We start from the raw sequence: 16,726 nt of genomic DNA on the forward strand, positions 1-16,726 counted from the left end.
TACGCGCTTGGAACAACCGCACCCCCCCCCACCGAGGCGGAGCGGCACTTCAACCCCACGTACATGAAGCCAGGTCGACCGGATGAATGACACCCTGATCACAGTCGAAGGCGTCTCCAAGAAATTCTGCCGCAGTTTCAAGCGATCACTCTGGTATGGCATGCAGGATTTGGGGCGAGAACTGCGCGGACATCGGCACGGTGGCGATGGCGAATTGCGGAAGGATGAGTTTTGGGCGGTGAAGGATGCCAATTTCCAACTGAAACGAGGGGTTTGCTTAGGTCTGATTGGCCCCAATGGCGCGGGCAAAACGACGCTGTTACGGATACTGAACGGACTGATCAAACCGGATCAGGGAACCATCGAGATTCGCGGTCGACTTGGCGCGCTCATCGCGTTAGGCGCCGGATTCAACCCAATTCTAACGGGGCGCGAAAACCTCTATGTCAACGCATCCGTGCTCGGCTTCAGCCGTGCGGAGATTGATCGACAGCTTGATCAAATTGTCGCCTTCTCCGGTATTGAAGATTTCATTGATACGCCCGTCCAGAACTATAGTTCTGGCATGACGGTGCGTCTTGGATTTGCCATTGCGGCTCACATGCAGCCGGATATCCTGCTAGTCGATGAAGTCTTGGCCGTCGGCGACGAGGGTTTTCAAGTCAAATGTCTGAATAAAATTGGCGAACTCCGTAAAAACGGAACCGCGATTATTCTGGTTTCACACAGCATGCACACAATATCGACTTACGCGGATTCCATCTTGTTGAAAACAAGGGATCAGGCGACGTTATATTCCGATATTGGTGAGGGAGTCAAAGCATATAAGAATCACTTTCACAATATAGAAGACGATAATATAGATAAACATTGTACGGGAAATGAGAAAATTCGTATTTTAAACGTAAAAATACCGACAGAATATTTAAACCAAGGCGATGATATAAAAGTTGAAATCACATATTATGCCGAAGTAGATGTAAACAATATAGAAATTGATCTTGCCATTCGATCAACGCTTGAAAGCGGCACTCACTTTCAAGCAAATAACAAAACGTATGGCAATATAATTAATATCAAGAAAGGAGAAGGAAAAATACGTGTATTAATACACTCTGTAAGAGTCAATTCTGCCGGATCTAGGCTTGGTTTGGCGATTTGGGAGAATAGCAGAAGCGAACTTGTTTTTTGGTGGAGGTTTCCAGTAAAGTTTAAGCCAAAAGTAAACTCTACTGGATCAACATTCTATGAAGTCGATTTTATTTGCATTTAGCAGAGAGGAAGGTATCCATGAAAAAATATTACCCACAAGAATTTTATAGCGAAAGACACGAAAAAACAATTTATTCTGCCAATACAGTTATTTCGATCCTAATTGATTTGGTCCCAAATATTGATTCAGCCATTGATGTAGGTTGCGGCATTGGGACTTGGCTCTCTGTACTTCAAGAAAAAGGAATCAAAGAGGTTCAAGGTGTTGACGGCGATTGGGTTGACCAAGATCTCCTTGTTATCCCTAAGCCTTGTTTTATGCAAACTGATCTAAAAAAACCTCTAAAATTAAGTAAAAGGTACGATTTGGCAATTTGTCTAGAAGTAGCAGAACACTTGCCATCTGATAATGCAAATAATTTTGTTGGCAACCTAACAGAATTATCTGATTTTGTTCTTTTTTCAGCAGCAATACCGTATCAAGGAGGGGATAATCATATTAATGAGCAGTGGCCAAGTTATTGGGTTAAACTATTTGATGAAAAAGGTTACGATGTTTACGATTTTATTCGCCAGAAGATTTGGGAAGATGAAAAAATATCTGTTTGGTATAAACAGAATATTCTTTTTTTTGCTAAACGAGATAAACTTAATGATCTGAGAAGTCACCCTGGTATCACTGCCTTAATGCCATTAAATGTTGTTCATCCGCAACTTTATAAAATTCGAGCAAGCAACCAAGCAGCAACAAAAGAGCAAAACATAGGTGTTTTGCAAAATGCGAAGAACCTATTAAATTCTCTGTCAATTTATACAAAAAAAGTATTGAAGCTAAATGATTAACAGGTTCAATTTCACGGCAAGACTAGCGAATTTCAAAGCTTGTTGGCAAAGCGTTCCCCTTCTTCGAAGGAATGCTTTCCCGCAGCGCCTACAAAATAACTCTGGTAAATCTGAACGCTCTTTATGGATTCCAGACAGGTCCAGCGAGGAGCGCCCCCAGCAGTGCGCCGAGCAGCCGCTTGTCCCGTACACGGGCGTTGTGAACGAACTGGAAGACGCTCAGGTACAAGGGCAAGTGCTCCTGGGAAAGGCCGCGGTGCGGGCGCAGCCAGGAGCGCAGCAGCGACCAGACGCTCTGGTGGTCGTAGCCCCACGCGCTCAGGCGCGCGTCGATGTCGTACTCATCGGTGTCGAAGCGCGTGCCCTCGGCGACGCAGGTGCGGATCACGGGCTTGATGGTCACCTGCTGGACGTTCTCCAGCATCCGGATCACCAACTCACCTCCACGCTGGATGAGGCCGAGGATCGGCGGTTTCTCCTTCGCCAAGGTGCCGCGCCCGCGTGCCCCCTTCAGACGCCGACGGCGCGCCGAGCGTCCTTGCGCCTTCACGGCGTCCGGCTGGCCTGTGTGGCTGGCCACGACGTCGACCTCATCGGCTTCGACCTCGCCCGTGAGCAGCGGCTCGGGCTGAGCGCCCTTGAGGTGTTCACGCAACTGGCGTGTCATGTCCTGTACATCGTCCTTGTTGAGATCCAGCTCTTTGCTAATCTGATGGTTGGAGAGGTTCAAGCCCATGAAGGACAGACACAGCACCCAGGTGCGTAGCGGCTGATGGCGGCCCGCAAAGACCGTCCCCGTCAGATCGTCGAACCAGCGCCCACAGTCGCTGCAGCGGTACTTCTGCCGCTCGGGCTGGGTCACACCCGCCCCTGCTTGCTCACCGCCGCCGAGCCACACTCCACGCAGCGCACCCCCTCCGGCCAGCGCTCGGCGCGCACCCCTTCGAAACACGTGCGATCATCGATGAGGGTCTGGATGTTGAGCATGGCGCGGATCGGCGGGGCGACTTCAAAAGGGTCGGGATTCTACGCCGAGGGCTCTCGTCGTGCAGCATCCTGGAGGGCATCAGGGCTGGCTGCTCGGGCGCTTTCGAGACCTGTCTGAAACGCATAAAGAGCGAATCTGAAAATTGCCACCGTTAATTAACAGCGGCAGCGGAATTAACCTAAATACATTAATGAAACCCAAAAACGAGACTAATCATAATTCTAGTCATTTTTTCACTGACAGGAATTTATTACCAAAACATCGAGTACCTTTCCCGAATATTCTAGGTAACTCAAACATTGACCAAAGCTTACCAAAAGTTTCGGCAATAATGTCTGTCCACAACGGCGAGCGTTTCCTACGCGAAGCCGTGAACAGCATTCTCAATCAAACTTTCACCGACTTTGAATTTCTGATTTTTGACGACTGCTCGACGGATAGCACGCTGAAAATTTTACAGTCCTACGATGATCCGCGAATTCAGATCATCATCAATGAGGAAAATATCGGACTCACCGAATCGCTCAATAAAGGATTAGCCCTTGCGCGTAGTGATTTGATTGCAAGAATGGATGCGGATGACATCAGTTTGCCAAATCGCTTTGAGAAGCAGGTTAATTTTCTGCAAGATAAACCGCAGATAGCCGCAGTAGGGACGTGGAAGGAATTGATCGACGAGAGTGGTTACTGCTTTTTCCAAGAAAAATTGCCGACGGACCCAGAAAAAATCCACTATGCGCTATTGATTGGAAACTGTTTTGCGCACCCCTCAATGATGTTTCGCCACGACGCTGTAATCAAAGTCGGCGGGTATCAGAATCGAGCAGGAAAATATGCGCAGGATTATGACCTTTGGCTGCGACTCTCGCATTACTACAGTCTCGCGAATCTACCCGAATTCCTTGTTCAATATCGTGTGCATTCTGATCAAGTCAGCACTAAGAAGTTACGGATGCAGACCAAGATGGCGCTCTATTATAGAAAGATTGCCGCAGAGGAAAGACTAAAGAATGGCGAAACTCTAGATCGGATAATGATTGAGGGACCAAATTGGTTTGAAAGACGTTCAGCCGTTCCCGGTACTTTAGGCCAATATTTTTTTTACACCGCATTGACGTATCAACGAATGGGGGAAAAACGTCGCGCGTCCATGATTTTCTTAAGTGCGCTTATCGAAAGTCCTTTTTCATTTAATTTGTGGGCTTTTTTGTTAGATGAAACCATCTTCAGTAAGTTGTCGTTTGAACAACGAAAAGCCTTACGCTGGTACGTACATCGCATTGCGCGCCTATTCTGGAGGGTCTAGTCTTGAGCGGATTTCCAATCATTTCAATCATCATTCCCTGCTACAACCAAAGTCGTTATCTTGGGGAAACATTAGATAGTATCTTAGCCCAAACTTATCCGCATTGGGAATGTATCGTCATCAATGATGGATCAACAGATGACACGGCATCCGTTGCCCGACGTTATAGCCATCAAGATCAACGGATTCGTTCTATTGAGCAAGAGAATAAGGGGCTATCAGCAGCACGCAATCGAGGCCTAGAAGAAATCAAGGGGGATTTCGTTCAATTTCTGGACTCTGACGATACGATTGCTGAAACCAAATTCGAGAAACAAATCGATTTAATTAAAGATTTAGACAAATCGGCTGTCGTCTATTGCGATTATTATTTTGGGCAAGCGGAAGACATTCGTCAAAGAGCGCATCGCAATTTTCCCAAGCCACAATTTATTTTAAAGGAACCCTTATGGGATATGGCCGCCCGATGGGAGACGGAGTTGAGTATTCCGGCGCACTGTTTCTTATTTGATTGTACATTTTTTCAAACCGATCAAATTCGTTTCGATAAACAACTTATCACTCACGAGGATTGGGATTGCTGGATGCGAATTTTCGCAGAAAAACCTGATTTATTCTTCGTCCCGGAAGAGTTAGCCGCTTATCGATTAAATCCGCAATCAATGTGCACGAATAAAAAGAAAATGTGGTTCGGGTTTCGTGATGCAATTAACAAACAGCAAAGAATCTTTGAGCATGATCAGATTATTTCCAGGTTGCTTAATGAGAAATTCAGGCAAATGCGGGCAAGATATGGATATGACCACATCACGAACTTCGCCAACTATTTCATTAATCAGTCCTGGTTTAAAAATACGATACCCTGGCCAATCCAGAAAAGATTAGTGAATCTCGTCGATCAGCGGCGAGATTATCGCTACCCGTCACATGACTTCCTGAGAGCTGCCGATTAGGACTAATCTAACGATGAGTGCAGCAAGACTGATTGCCTTCTATTTGCCGCAATTCCACCCCATCCCGGAAAACGATGAATGGTGGGGGAAGGGCTTCACCGAATGGACGAATACCGCCAAGGCAAAACCACGCTTCCCTGGCCATTATCAACCTCACGTCCCGGCAGATCTGGGGTTCTACGACCTCCGTGTACCAGAGACGCGCATCGCGCAGGCAGAGATGGCGAGACAGTACGGGATCGAGGCATTCTGTTATTACCACTACTGGTTCGCGGGCCGGGAAGTCCTCCAACGACCTTTCAAGGAAGTTTTAGACTCAGGAGAACCCAATCTTCCTTTCTGTTTATGTTGGGCGAACGAGACTTGGTCTGGTATATGGCATGGTGAGCCGAAACGGGTACTAATCGAACAAACCTACCCAGGCAATGACGATCATCGGCGTCACTTTGAGTCTTTGCTGGCGGCCTTTACTGACTCAAGGTACCTAAAAGTTGACGGAAAGCCATTGTTTGCCATTTATCGCCATCACCAAATACCCCAACTGCGACATACACTCGACTGCTGGCGAACAATGGCTCAGGAAGCAGACCTCCCGGGACTTTATCTGACGGCTGTCGTGTCTGAGGCAAATTGGAATCCACGCGATCATGGATTTGATGCCGCGATTCTAGAGCAGTTGCCGACAGTGCATAATTGGTATCCATGGAATCAGCCCTATAAAAAAATCCGACGAAGAATCGAAAAGCTGCTAGGAGTCCCAAATATTTTTAAATATTCAAAACTTGTTGATCAATTGCTGCCAGAGCAATTGCCTTACGATAACGTCTACCCTTGTACTATTCCAAATTGGGATAACAGTCCACGCAGTGGCGTCAATGGACGAACCCTTCATGGCTCAACACCCGAGCTGTTTCGCCGTCATTTCCGCCGCGCACTCGATTTAGTCAAGGAGTTACCCGAGGAACGGCGCTTTGTATTTGTTAAATCCTGGAACGAATGGGCTGAAGGGAATCACTTGGAACCCGATCTTCGTCATGGCCATGCATATCTACAGGTTTTGCGTGATGAAATGGAGCGCTATTGACCCTGGGATCTGTTGAGGTCTTAAGTGAGATAAACCTTTTCCACTCATCAATTAAATGCTAGGGAATCAGTGAGGGGTATAAGGTCAGTGGCTGTTTGTTGCTCAAACGAAGACAATGAACCAAGATAGAGTTAAGGTGAACCAAACTCGTGTTTCAGTGATCGTCCCAACTTTTAATCGCGCTCGCTATCTAGGCGAGTGCATCGACAGTTTGCTTGCGCAAACGATCCAGGCTTTTGAAATTCTAGTTGTCGACGATGGTTCAGAGGATGAGACCGCAGAGCGCGTTGCGGCCTATGGAGATCGTGTTCGCTATGTGTGTAAGGAGAATGGTGGTAAACCTAGCGCTTTGAATTTCGGAATTCCACTCACGCATGGGGAGTTTCTTTGGATACTCGATGATGATGACGTTGCGCTGCCTCATGCGATAGAACAGCGACTTGAAACCTTCAATGATTATCCGGAAGCAGGATTTGTCTACTCTCCTCACTATCTTGGTAAGAATGGACTCGACCATACGATTATTGCTTACAAACTGATCAGACCACCGATTTATGAGATCCATGAATTTTTTTATAAAATTATGGAAGATTGTTTTTTTCATTTGTCTTCCGCGCTTGTTCGGCGTTGTTGTTATGATCAGGTTGGCGAGTTCGATACGACTTTGCTGAGTGGTGAAGACTATGATATGCAAATCCGTCTCGCTCGGATTGCAGTGCCGGCTTTTTGCTCTGAACCCAGCTTTATTTTTCGCCAGCATGTGGGAGTTCGTGGAGCAAAGAGCATTCGCTATCATTTTTCGGAGCGTGACCGGGTTTTTCGGCAGTACAGTCAGGTGCTAGGTCAGAAATACCGTACCACCGTGAGTCTTGGTGAGTATCTGGCCCCACCAAAGCTGGGTTCCCTGACGTTAGCAGAAGAGCGTCGGGCACGATCCAACAGAATGCGTGTGATGGGCAATTTTGGCTGCGCTCCGGAAATGATCGAGGATTTGCGCGGAGCCGTTTCATTGTTTTTGCCGGATGAGCGTCTCGATCGAGAAACTCAGCAGCAGATCATCAAGGCAATGAGCAATAGCTATATCTATGATTCATTGATTTCAAATTGGAATGATTTGATTCCGACGATCAATGGTTTCAGAGCTTCGCCAATTGGGCGATCAGTGATTGTAGCTTTGGCGTTCGGGGTTTTTCGTTTGGCGCGATACGATCACGGTAATCTGTTAAGCCGACTCTCGAAATTGCAAGTCGCCTTTCGCCTTCTAATTAAAAGTCACCTCGTGTGATTTTCGTATCATCGCACTCATGACGGATTCTGGTCAGCTTCCATGAAGATCGCGCTATTGTGTTCGGGGCTTGGCCACATTTTTCGTGGCCATGAAATCTTCGCGGCCGATCTCTTTCATTTACTCGGCGACACTGTCGATGTCACCTTGTTCAAGGGCGGTGGTGACGCGGCTGCCAAAGAGCGTGTCGTCGATAATCTGCCCCGACGTTCAGCCTGCCTCAACGACATCCATGTCACGGCCTCGCCAAAATGGGCCGACTCGATCCGCGAGCAGGAACGCAGCCGAATTGAATCAGTGACCTTTGCATATGCCGCGCTCAAGTCTTTATTGGAAGGCGAATTCGACATCATTCATTGTCTGGAACGCGAAGTCTGTGAAGTGCTTTACGCACACCGTCACCTGTTTGCTCGCACTCCGCGAATCCTGTTTTCGAATGGCGGGGCCATCCCGCGACAGCGTCTGCCACCCTGCGATTTCGTTCAGGAACACAGTCCTCATAACCTTGCACAAAGTGACCGTCGGAAAGCGCTGATGATTCCGCATGGTGTGGATACGACGCGCTTCCACCCCGGGGTGCAATCGGACTTTCGGGCGCGTCACGGCATCCCAGTCGATGCCTTCGTTGCGATCAGTGTGGGAACCATCTGCTATCACCATAAGCGGATGGATCATCTCATCCGTGAACTGGCGGCGCTCCCGCAGGTTTTTCTGCTCATCGTTGGCCAGGAGAGCGACGACACGCCGGCGATCAAGCGCCTGGGTCAGGAACTCATGGGTACGCGTATTCTGTTCACGACACTGCCGCACTTGGATTTACCCCAGGCCTACGCGGCGGCGGACGTATTCGTGCTTGGATCGCTCTTCGAGACCTTCGGCATCGTCTATATCGAGGCATTGGCGATGGGATTACCGGTTATCTGTACCCATCACCCGAATCAACGCGAGATCGTGAAAGCGGGCATCTTCATCGACATGGCCAAGCCTGGGGAGTTGACCCGGACGCTGCGAGACATCGGACCGGATCGGCTCGAAGAGCTGCGGCGTATTGGTCCAGAGATCGTGCGACGACACTATGATTTAAAGACATTACGGCAACGTTATCTCGAAGCCTACGAGCGCATTGCTAGCACGCCGGTCAGTCTTCCTGACTATACTCTCTGGACAAAACTGAAGGTCAATCTGGGCAATGTGCTACGTCAGATGACGTCTGGGTGGGCGGGGCGCTGAGTGATTGCGCGAGGCGGTGACGAAGGTCGATCACTGGCGCAATGCCTTGATTCTCGATGCGAAAAGGTAAAACATCGCGCGCCAGCGCAATGGATGGTGTCGCAGTGCCGTGCGGAAGGCGCGCCAAGCCAGATCCGCCGAGCCTGAACGATAATGCATGTAACCAAAATCCATGGCTAACTGATGGAGTCTTTGGTTGACATCCGCACGGCTGGCCTTGCGACCATCCGGCGCGGTCAAGCCCCATGTTCGCGCGGCGCGGTCGATGACCAGATAGCCGTAATTGATGGGCTTCGGGTGGCTGGTTAGGCTGAGAGGTGAGGCGCGATAATAGGAGTAGAGCCCCGCCAATTTATGGATCTCGCACAGACGCGAGGCGCGCAGCCAGTAGTCATAGTCTTCGCCATTGATGAGTTGAGTGTCAAATTCGCCAACCTGTCGCGCGATTTGTCTTCGAATCATGACCGTCGATGTGTGGACGACGCAGTCACGCAACAGCTGTGGGTAGATCCAACCCGAAAACGCTGGGTCGGTCCGTCCTGGCTCCTCCTGGTTGATCGTGGCCGGCAGGCGGTAAACCCCATCTGGATCCGGCCTCCAGACCAGCCAACGGTGATACACCAAGCCGACCTCCGGGTGTTGTCGAAGGTAGTCAGCCTGTGCCTTGATCTTTCCTGGAAACCATCCGTCATCCGCGTCGAGGAAGCAGAGCAGTTCTCCCGTGGCTTCCCTTAGACCCGTGTTCCGCGCCGCCGCAACCCCGGCATTGGCTTGACGGATGATGCGTGCATCGGGTGCCTCGGTGCGCGCCACATCGGCCGTTCCGTCCGTCGAACCATCATCGATCAGCAGCATTTCCAACGGCGCGAAGTCCTGTGCCCGGATGCTGCGGATCGCGTCCGCGATATAGGCGGCGGCATTGAAGGCCGGGATAATCACGCTGATTGTCGGGGTCATCTGGTCAATACTGATCTGGATCGGTAATTGTCTAGCAAACGTAGCCCAAAACGCAGTTGGGAGCGGTCCCAGGGCGTGAAGCGGGCAAGTTGAAACCGGTCGGAATTCGCATCGTTGACGCCCCAGTGAGTCGAAACGGCGGCATGAAATCCCAAGTCACGCACCATGTCAACGTGCTCCGGGCCATAATCGGTGCCCGCTCGACCATTCGGGTACGCAAAGAGCGTCATCGGCTCGCTGAGAATATCCTCCAATCGCCTTCGCCCCTCGACTATCTCGTGATATGCCGTTCCGGGGTCAGTGGAGGCCAGAATTGGGTGATTCAGGGTATGGGCGCCAATCCCCATCCCCATGCCAAACAGATCACGCAGTTGATCGGATGTCAGCATCAGTTTGTCGGGTAAGGACGCGTCACAGGCTGTTCCGATCCGAGTCACCAAATCGGCACGGGTTGCGGGATCCAGATGTTTGATCGCCGGAATCAGTATATCGATCGCTCTGCGCCGATCCGCCAGAGTCGCCAAGGATAGCGACGGAATGCCGGGGAGAGACGTCTCAAGATGATCGAGTCTGGTGGCGCGTATGGCTTCGATCAAGGTGTCGTTCCACATCCGTCCGCTGTCCAGGAAACCGGATGCGATGAAGAAGGTGGCATGCAGGTCATGTTTTCTAAGGATCGGCGCCGCGTTGAGATAATTGTCGGCGTAGCCGTCATCGAAAGTAATGGCTGCGGCGCGTGCCGGCAAACTGCGTGAATGCAATCCGTCGATGGCGTTCGCGAGCGGGAGAATATTGAGCCAGGATTTGAGCCAAACAATCAACTGCTCGAATCGCTCGATGTCCGGCTCCTCCGGAAAAATCGGATCAGGCTGCGCGAGAACGCGATGAAAGATAAAAATCGACAACCTGGCACGATTACCTGCTGGCGACAGCAGTGAAAAAAAAGGGCGAAATAGAATATTCATCGTGGTTTCGCCGATCTATATCCAGATGATGGCGCCTTGGATATTGAGTTGCCGTTCTGGAATCCAATCGCTTCTAGAAACGATTCACGAGGATCGGTTTCCCAGCCGCGCTCTCTGACCCACCTTGAGGCGAGTACCACGATGGCCATTAAGTTATAGGGGAGATCGAAATATTGCAACGATAAAAATGCCCCACCGATCGCGAAGCTAACGAGGCTGACCTGAATCATTGCCGCAAGTTCGGCTGCCCATTTCGCTTCCGGAATGTCTTGCACGCGCTTTCGTAATCGTCCTGCAGATAAATAGGTGGATGTCCAAAAGGTCAAATACAGAAAAAGGCCGATAAAACCGTGGTTGCCAAGCGTCTGGAAATAAATACTATGCGCGGCAATGACCCCAAAGGAATAATCGCTGTACTTCCTGAAAAGCTCTTCATGCTGATAACTCATTCCTCCTCCAAAAAATCGTTCCTTGGCGACTTCAACAGCGACCATCCAACCATAAATCCTTCCCATGGCTGATTTGTCTTCTTCATAAGTTTGGATCGTATCCATACGCTCCCACCAAGTGTCGGGCATCATTGGTACCAGTATTAATGTTGTGACGATCAGTAAGATCGTGACGGGTAGTTTACGAGGGCTTCGCCACCAAAAAACCGCTCCCATTGTGATGAGTGCAAGTAGAGCTCCTCGTGATTGACTACCTAGCCCCGATGCAACGCACAAGATCATCACGATCGTTATCGTATGTCGTATCCAGGACTGATTGACCTGACTTTTTAGAAAATGAAGCACTGGTACACAGATGATCACCGCAAGCGCGAAACTATTGTTGTCTCCGATAAAACTTCCGGGTGGTCCAAAAACCTTATAGCCGCCGCCGGTCATCACCGTGAATAATCCGCCTTTTGCGGCAAGTAACGCGATAGATCCAATTGTAACCCAGGTATAGGCTATGATTTGAAGTTTGGTTTGGAGTAGCGCGAGAGCGACAAAGATCATTAGGTAAATCTTTACGACTTTGTTCCATTGCGCATAGTCTCCGGCTGGGTCATAACCAAAAAGCCAAGATAATGTTATCCAAATTGTAAAGATAAGGAACCACCACACCGGTGCTCCATGAAATGGCGAGCGCCTATCTTTGGTGAAGAGCAGACCTAATAATGTGGTCGCCCCAGCAATCGCCGCGACGGGTGCGCTGCTGGCAAACCCCCAACAGTATCGATGCGGATTCATAATGGACAGCCAAGTCCAGTTCATGATGCCAACCCATGGTCGGCGCAATGAAATGACTGCCAATATTAATACGATAGTGACAACGAGAATGTCGCGAAGCGCCATGACATGTTATGAATTATAGTCGAGTATTGCGGGAATATTCTGTTGGATTCTTTATGGCCAATAGAATCAAACCAGGTGTCGCAACATGACCCAGCCACCTTAGAATACGGGATCTCAGCACCATGGAGATGACGATTACTTGATAGAAAGGCTTATCGTCGAGCCCCATGATATCGAATCGATCGAAGGATTCCATGCCCAATCTTGAAAGCTCGTCACGTAACTCATAATAACTGAACCAGTTGACGGCCGGATAGGTTGCATAGCCGGCGATTTCTGGTCGGGTCGTTCGCGCTAGATTTTCGTAATGATGCTTCATGCGTCGAGGGTACCAACTATAGAACGGCAAGGTAAACTCTTCCTGCCTGGGGCATAGCTTATTGGTGGTGCTAATAAAAATAACGCCATTAGGTTTTAAGATTCTGGCGAATTCGCGTAGACAGCCTTGCCAGTCCGCGACATGCTCCAACAATTCTGGTGCAATGCAGATATCCATTGATCGATCGTGCCAGGGTAGGTTGGTTGCCGAACCCAAGCGAAAATCGATCTTCAGATTTTCGCTAGCCGCGCGTTGCCTTGCCACCTCCAGAAGCGATTCATTGACATCGAGACCATGGACAGTATGCCCTTCTCTTGCCCACATGCTACTTAATACACCAACCCCGCATCCTATATCCGCAACAATCAGTTTTTTCGATATGTTGCGTTTCCTTAAATTTCGATTAATACAGTCGAAAATTCCACGCATGCGTTGCATGCTGGATTCGGTCAAGCTTTTCTCGGAGTAGTAATCGAGAAATTCCTGGTGCGTGCCGTGATCAAAACCGTTGTTCTCGTCAATGTTTTTCATGGGGCGCTATCGGAAATCGTTAGATATTGGCACTACAATAAAGACTGAACTCACGAGGCGTGACTGACGACATACCGGAATTTTCCCGACGCATCGGCAGGAATGCTGTCAACCCGTTCGATGATGACGTCGATGCTGGCACCGAGCCGTGCCCGCACGTCCGCACGGACAGTTTCAATGATCATGTCATCGAAAGCGGCATCTGTGACAAGCAGAATCCGCGTTAATGAGCGGTCTTCCTGAACAATTTTGAACTGCTGGATGCCAGGCAGGTCGCGCAGGATGTAAATGATTGAAAGGCCATGTAATACAGTGCCATCCGCAGCGATCAGAAAATCGGTGCTGCGGCCCTGAACCTCTTTTAGTAGAGGTAGCGTACGACGACAGGCGCAGGGTCGGTCATCGATGATGCCGATGTCGCCTGTGCGATAGCGGATGAATGGAAAACTCCTGGTTGCAAGATGGGTGACGACGATTTCCCCCGCCTCGCCGGTCGCGACTGGATAGCCGTATGGGTCCACGATTTCGACAATGATGTCCTCATGGGTCAGGTGCATCCCCCCTGCGGGGCATTGATGAGCGATGAAGCCGGCGTCGCGGCCGCCGTAACCGTTCGCGACTGGACAGCCAAAAATCCGTTCGATCTGGGCGCGCTGGTGGTCGTAGAGCCGCTCCGAGGTGACGAAGGCCACCTTGATCCCCCGATCATTCATGGTCAAGCCTTGTGCTTCGGCCTGAGTGGCGAGATGTGCAAAGGCCGAGGGGTAGCCGAACAGCATTTTGGGGCGAACTCTGTGGATGGTCTCCAAAAATGCTCTAACCTTCGCCGGCGACATCTCGAAGGCTGGCAATAGGGTGGTGCGCATTAGTCGGTCGCGGAGCTGACGGAGCCGGTCCTGACTGCTGAGTTCGATCGGCGAACCCCAGAGGACGATCTCGGGATCGCCGATGTCAACATCCCACCAGCGCGTGGCGCGCCACTTGGCGGCGACGTCGTGAGAGACGCGCTCGCGGCCGATATAGAAAATCAGCGGCTCGCCGGTGGAGCCGCCGGTGTTGAAGCGGGCGAGGCCGACGGCGTTTTCAGCGCGAAGCGCGTCTGTGTTAGCGCGGATCTCGGCCTTGGTAAGAAAGGGGAGTGCTTGAAGATCGGTGATCTCATCGATGATGGTTGGATCGAATCCGATCTGAGCGAAAAGGTCGCGATAGTATGGTACGTAGGCGTTAGCGGAGATTAAGAGCGTGCGCAGCCGCTCCAGCCTGAGCGATTCAAGGCGTTCCGGCGACCACCACTGGCTCTGTTCCATCTCGCGTCGGATACGGACCGTATCATGGCGCTTGAGTCGCTCGTGGAGCGGGAAGATGAATTCGGAAACCAGGCGGGTGTAGAAATCGGTCATCCTCGGCTCCTTTGAAGGATTCGCTCGAACGCGCGGCACAGCCGCTCGACCCGCTCGCTCCAATCGTTTTGCTCGGCGTGATGACGAATGACCACGCGGTCCCACTCGGTCACCAGGGCCTGATGCAGCGCCGCCAGCAAGGCATCTGGATCCTCGAATGGTACGACGATTCCGAGACTCGGGTCATTCACGACTTCACGATTACCGCCCACGTCTGTTGTCACCACTGGCAGACCGCAGGCCATTGCTTCCAGGAAGACATTGGCCCAGCCTTCATTCCGGGTCGAAAGCACGAAGACATCCGCGGCGGAGAGCGGCACGGCGAGTTGATCCGGTGGGATGGTGCCGAGAAAACGCACCTGGTCGGCCAGGCCGAGTCGGGCGACCAGGGCTTCAAGCTCGGCTCGGTTGTTGCCCTCGGCACTGGGGCCGCCGACGATGAGATACAGCAAGCCAGGCCAGCGCTCGATCAATGCCGGCAGTTGGGCGATAACACGATGGAAGCCCTTGCGCTCCACCAACCCGCCGACCGAGATCAGAATTGGGGCGTCAGACGGCAGACCCAGTTGCAAGCGTGCCTGCTGGCGATCGAGCGGTCGAAAGCGCTGAGTATCGACGCCGTTGCCGACAACCTCAACCTTGTTTGCGGGGATGCCGAGATCAATGGCCACGCGCTTGAGTGCGTCGGCCACGGCGAAGATGTGCGAAGCGCCATGCAGCGCCTCTCGCAGCAAGGGCGCCAGCTTAGGGTCGCGCGCATGGCGAGCCTCGGTCCCGCGCAAGGTGATGGTAACAGGCACGCCCAACCAGCGCCCCAGCTTGACCGCCGCATAACCTTCCGGATAGCCGAAGTGCGCGTCGATCAGGTCCAAGCGCCCGGCGCGGCGCAGGGCACGTAGGCGCGACAGGGCACCCAGGGCCATGGCGAATCCGTCGAATGTCTTGAGAAGACCGGGAATCGAGACGAAACGCGGAAACCAGACATCATGGCCCTCTTGGTGTTCATCACATGGTGCGCCGGGGCGAAAATGCGGTCGCCAGTGTCTGAGTATGCGCTGCAAGGGAAACCAGGGCGTTGGCGCGATGACCGATACAGGGAGGCGTGTTCCGACGCGGAATAGGCGCTCACGCACGAAGAGCCCCGCGTTGGGCTGTATACGGCTGGGAAAAAGGCTGCTGAGAACGACGATATGCGGCTGTTTATCCGGTGTCATCTGTTTGATTCAGAACCGTTTCAGATCGAGTTCTCAAGGCGCCGGTTGCGGTGTTTACGGATTCCATGTTTGCCACCTTGCTGCTCACTGAAGATCACCGCTCGTTCATTGCGGGCTTCGGTCAGAGTCCCACACACGAATTCGCCGCGCTCCATGCCGCTCATTCCGTAAGGATCATCCTGCCTGCCGATCGGTGATCCCCTCGGGATAGAAGTCGTCATCAAAGATCTGGGCGCTGCTGTAGGGACAGACAGCGGGGAAGCGATCCATCGGCAGGCGGGTCTCCTTGTGCGCGAGGCGCACCGCGCCCGGATAGGCGGCGGCGATCGCGGCAGCGAGTGTGGTCTTCAGGCCGGGCGATTCCCGTAGCAGGTCGGCGAGCTGTTCGCGCTGCTCGACAATGGTGGCGCGCCAACTGTCGCCTTTGAACTCGCGCCAGCGTTCGGCGAGCGCGGGCAACTGGTATTGCCATTTCAGCAGATGGGCGATCAACGCCAACAGTCGGCTGTGCAATTCGCGCCGATCGCTCTTGCTCAGATCGCTCAGCTCCTCCAGCAAATGCTCGATATCGAGCTCCTCGAAGCGGCGCGCGCGCAGCAGCTCGGCGTTGCGCTGTGCCCATTGGGCGTAGTCGGTCTGATACAGGGTGGCGAGATTCGTCATGATGAGCCTCCAGGGTCGTGCCCGGCACGGGCGGTTGGAGCGCGGGAGCGGGCCGTTAGTTTGACGATCATTGAGCCCTGAAAGGGCGATCCAGGATCGCGCGGTGGCGGCTGACCGGGTCATCCTAAATTCGGCAATTTGAACCACAAAGGCGCAAAGGACACGAAGAAAAACAGGGACTTGATTCGCGAGTTCCGGCATCGATCATCCTCTCGTCCGCCTCGGTCACCCAATGCGTAGTCAGGCCATCCTGGCCTGACAGACTCAGGGCTGGAAGCCCTGACTACGCAAGGATCACCGTCCGCTGGAACCGGGTGGCCACGGGTGCTTACGCACCCGCGGCTCCCACAGATCCGGACGTGCGGGACTACCGCATCCGGCTCCTCGGTTGAGCACACGCTACGCGACATAATTGCCGTCACGCACCCGCTGGTCG

General features: G+C 52.0%; 15 protein-coding genes and 1 pseudogene. 7 read left to right on the forward strand and 9 right to left on the reverse strand.

What is annotated here, in order from left to right; all coding sequences use genetic code 11:
* The first annotated feature begins 82 nt into the window (after positions 1-82).
* Together CKO23_RS20970 and CKO23_RS20975 are read left to right on the forward strand one after the other, a co-directional pair.
* Positions 83-1,273, forward strand: coding sequence for an ABC transporter ATP-binding protein (locus CKO23_RS20970; RefSeq protein ID WP_200334537.1), 1,191 nt, complete (start codon positions 83-85; stop codon positions 1,271-1,273).
* A gap of 17 nt (positions 1,274-1,290) precedes the next feature.
* Positions 1,291-2,055: a class I SAM-dependent methyltransferase gene (locus tag CKO23_RS20975; protein ID WP_200334539.1), complete on the forward strand. Its 765-nt coding sequence runs from the start codon at positions 1,291-1,293 to the stop codon at positions 2,053-2,055.
* A gap of 121 nt (positions 2,056-2,176) precedes the next feature.
* Here CKO23_RS20975 and CKO23_RS25940 read toward each other — a convergent pair.
* Positions 2,177-3,042: pseudogene (locus tag CKO23_RS25940) on the reverse strand (transposase).
* 332 nt (positions 3,043-3,374) lie between these two features.
* Here CKO23_RS25940 and CKO23_RS20985 point away from each other — a divergent pair.
* From CKO23_RS20985 to CKO23_RS21005, 5 genes are all read left to right on the forward strand, one after another.
* Positions 3,375-4,349 (forward strand): glycosyltransferase, encoded by a 975-nt coding sequence (locus CKO23_RS20985; RefSeq protein WP_207168638.1) that lies wholly within the window; start codon positions 3,375-3,377, stop codon positions 4,347-4,349.
* A gap of 2 nt (positions 4,350-4,351) precedes the next feature.
* Positions 4,352-5,302 carry a glycosyltransferase family 2 protein gene (locus CKO23_RS20990; protein ID WP_200334542.1) on the forward strand — a complete coding sequence of 317 codons (951 nt, stop codon included), beginning with the start codon at positions 4,352-4,354 and terminating at the stop codon, positions 5,300-5,302.
* Positions 5,303-5,315: 13 nt separating this feature from the next.
* Entirely contained in the window at positions 5,316-6,386 is a 1,071-nt protein-coding gene (locus CKO23_RS20995; RefSeq protein ID WP_200334544.1) for a glycosyltransferase WbsX family protein, read from the forward strand.
* Positions 6,387-6,501: 115 nt separating this feature from the next.
* Entirely contained in the window at positions 6,502-7,671 is a 1,170-nt protein-coding gene (locus tag CKO23_RS21000) for a glycosyltransferase family A protein (protein ID WP_207168639.1), read from the forward strand.
* A gap of 42 nt (positions 7,672-7,713) precedes the next feature.
* On the forward strand, positions 7,714-8,901 hold the full coding sequence (locus CKO23_RS21005) for a glycosyltransferase family 4 protein (RefSeq protein ID WP_200334549.1): 1,188 nt from the start codon (positions 7,714-7,716) through the stop codon (positions 8,899-8,901).
* A 30-nt stretch (positions 8,902-8,931) separates the two neighbouring features.
* Here the strand turns inward: CKO23_RS21005 and CKO23_RS21010 are convergent, their stop codons facing one another.
* From CKO23_RS21010 to CKO23_RS21045, 8 genes are read right to left on the reverse strand one after another with little or no spacing between them, the layout of a single operon-like run.
* Positions 8,932-9,858, reverse strand: coding sequence for a glycosyltransferase family 2 protein (locus CKO23_RS21010; protein ID WP_200334551.1), 927 nt, complete (start codon positions 9,856-9,858; stop codon positions 8,932-8,934).
* Complete coding sequence (locus CKO23_RS21015; RefSeq protein WP_200334560.1) at positions 9,855-10,823, reverse strand: polysaccharide deacetylase family protein; 969 nt, start codon at positions 10,821-10,823, stop codon at positions 9,855-9,857. The genes CKO23_RS21010 and CKO23_RS21015 overlap by 4 nt, the downstream gene beginning before the upstream one ends.
* Positions 10,820-12,163, reverse strand: coding sequence for a putative O-glycosylation ligase, exosortase A system-associated (locus CKO23_RS21020; protein ID WP_200334570.1), 1,344 nt, complete (start codon positions 12,161-12,163; stop codon positions 10,820-10,822). The genes CKO23_RS21015 and CKO23_RS21020 overlap by 4 nt, the downstream gene beginning before the upstream one ends.
* Before the next feature lie 13 nt (positions 12,164-12,176).
* Complete coding sequence (locus CKO23_RS21025) at positions 12,177-13,013, reverse strand: class I SAM-dependent methyltransferase (protein ID WP_200334572.1); 837 nt, start codon at positions 13,011-13,013, stop codon at positions 12,177-12,179.
* Between the two features lie 50 nt (positions 13,014-13,063).
* On the reverse strand, positions 13,064-14,413 hold the full coding sequence (locus tag CKO23_RS21030; RefSeq protein WP_200334574.1) for a phenylacetate--CoA ligase family protein: 1,350 nt from the start codon (positions 14,411-14,413) through the stop codon (positions 13,064-13,066).
* Entirely contained in the window at positions 14,410-15,627 is a 1,218-nt protein-coding gene (locus tag CKO23_RS21035; RefSeq protein ID WP_200334576.1) for a glycosyltransferase, read from the reverse strand. The genes CKO23_RS21030 and CKO23_RS21035 overlap by 4 nt, the downstream gene beginning before the upstream one ends.
* Before the next feature lie 20 nt (positions 15,628-15,647).
* Positions 15,648-15,791 carry a hypothetical protein gene (locus CKO23_RS21040; protein ID WP_200334578.1) on the reverse strand — a complete coding sequence of 48 codons (144 nt, stop codon included), beginning with the start codon at positions 15,789-15,791 and terminating at the stop codon, positions 15,648-15,650.
* Between the two features lie 10 nt (positions 15,792-15,801).
* Positions 15,802-16,491 (reverse strand): DUF29 domain-containing protein, encoded by a 690-nt coding sequence (locus CKO23_RS21045; RefSeq protein ID WP_346014654.1) that lies wholly within the window; start codon positions 16,489-16,491, stop codon positions 15,802-15,804.
* Positions 16,492-16,726 lie beyond the last annotated feature (235 nt).

The organism is Thiocystis violacea, from assembly GCF_016583565.1.
GTDB lineage: Bacteria > Pseudomonadota > Gammaproteobacteria > Chromatiales > Chromatiaceae > Thiorhodococcus > Thiorhodococcus violaceus_A.

Bases quoted from the DNA above. Each gene is read 5' to 3' on its own strand.
- CKO23_RS21005 (WP_200334549.1), top strand. From the start codon at position 7,714: ATGAAGATCGCGCTATTGTGTTCGGGGCTTGGCCACATTTTTCGTGGC.
- CKO23_RS21035 (WP_200334576.1), bottom strand. From the start codon at position 15,627: ATGACACCGGATAAACAGCCGCATATCGTCGTTCTCAGCAGCCTTTTT.
- CKO23_RS20975 (WP_200334539.1), top strand. From the start codon at position 1,291: ATGAAAAAATATTACCCACAAGAATTTTATAGCGAAAGACACGAAAAA.
- CKO23_RS21020 (WP_200334570.1), bottom strand. From the start codon at position 12,163: ATGGCGCTTCGCGACATTCTCGTTGTCACTATCGTATTAATATTGGCA.
- CKO23_RS21040 (WP_200334578.1), bottom strand. From the start codon at position 15,791: ATGAGCGGCATGGAGCGCGGCGAATTCGTGTGTGGGACTCTGACCGAA.
- CKO23_RS21025 (WP_200334572.1), bottom strand. From the start codon at position 13,013: ATGAAAAACATTGACGAGAACAACGGTTTTGATCACGGCACGCACCAG.
- CKO23_RS20995 (WP_200334544.1), top strand. From the start codon at position 5,316: ATGAGTGCAGCAAGACTGATTGCCTTCTATTTGCCGCAATTCCACCCC.
- CKO23_RS21010 (WP_200334551.1), bottom strand. From the start codon at position 9,858: ATGACCCCGACAATCAGCGTGATTATCCCGGCCTTCAATGCCGCCGCC.
- CKO23_RS20985 (WP_207168638.1), top strand. From the start codon at position 3,375: ATGTCTGTCCACAACGGCGAGCGTTTCCTACGCGAAGCCGTGAACAGC.
- CKO23_RS21000 (WP_207168639.1), top strand. From the start codon at position 6,502: ATGAACCAAGATAGAGTTAAGGTGAACCAAACTCGTGTTTCAGTGATC.
- CKO23_RS21015 (WP_200334560.1), bottom strand. From the start codon at position 10,823: ATGAATATTCTATTTCGCCCTTTTTTTTCACTGCTGTCGCCAGCAGGT.
- CKO23_RS21030 (WP_200334574.1), bottom strand. From the start codon at position 14,413: ATGACCGATTTCTACACCCGCCTGGTTTCCGAATTCATCTTCCCGCTC.
- CKO23_RS21045 (WP_346014654.1), bottom strand. From the start codon at position 16,491: ATGCCGGAACTCGCGAATCAAGTCCCTGTTTTTCTTCGTGTCCTTTGC.
- CKO23_RS20970 (WP_200334537.1), top strand. From the start codon at position 83: ATGAATGACACCCTGATCACAGTCGAAGGCGTCTCCAAGAAATTCTGC.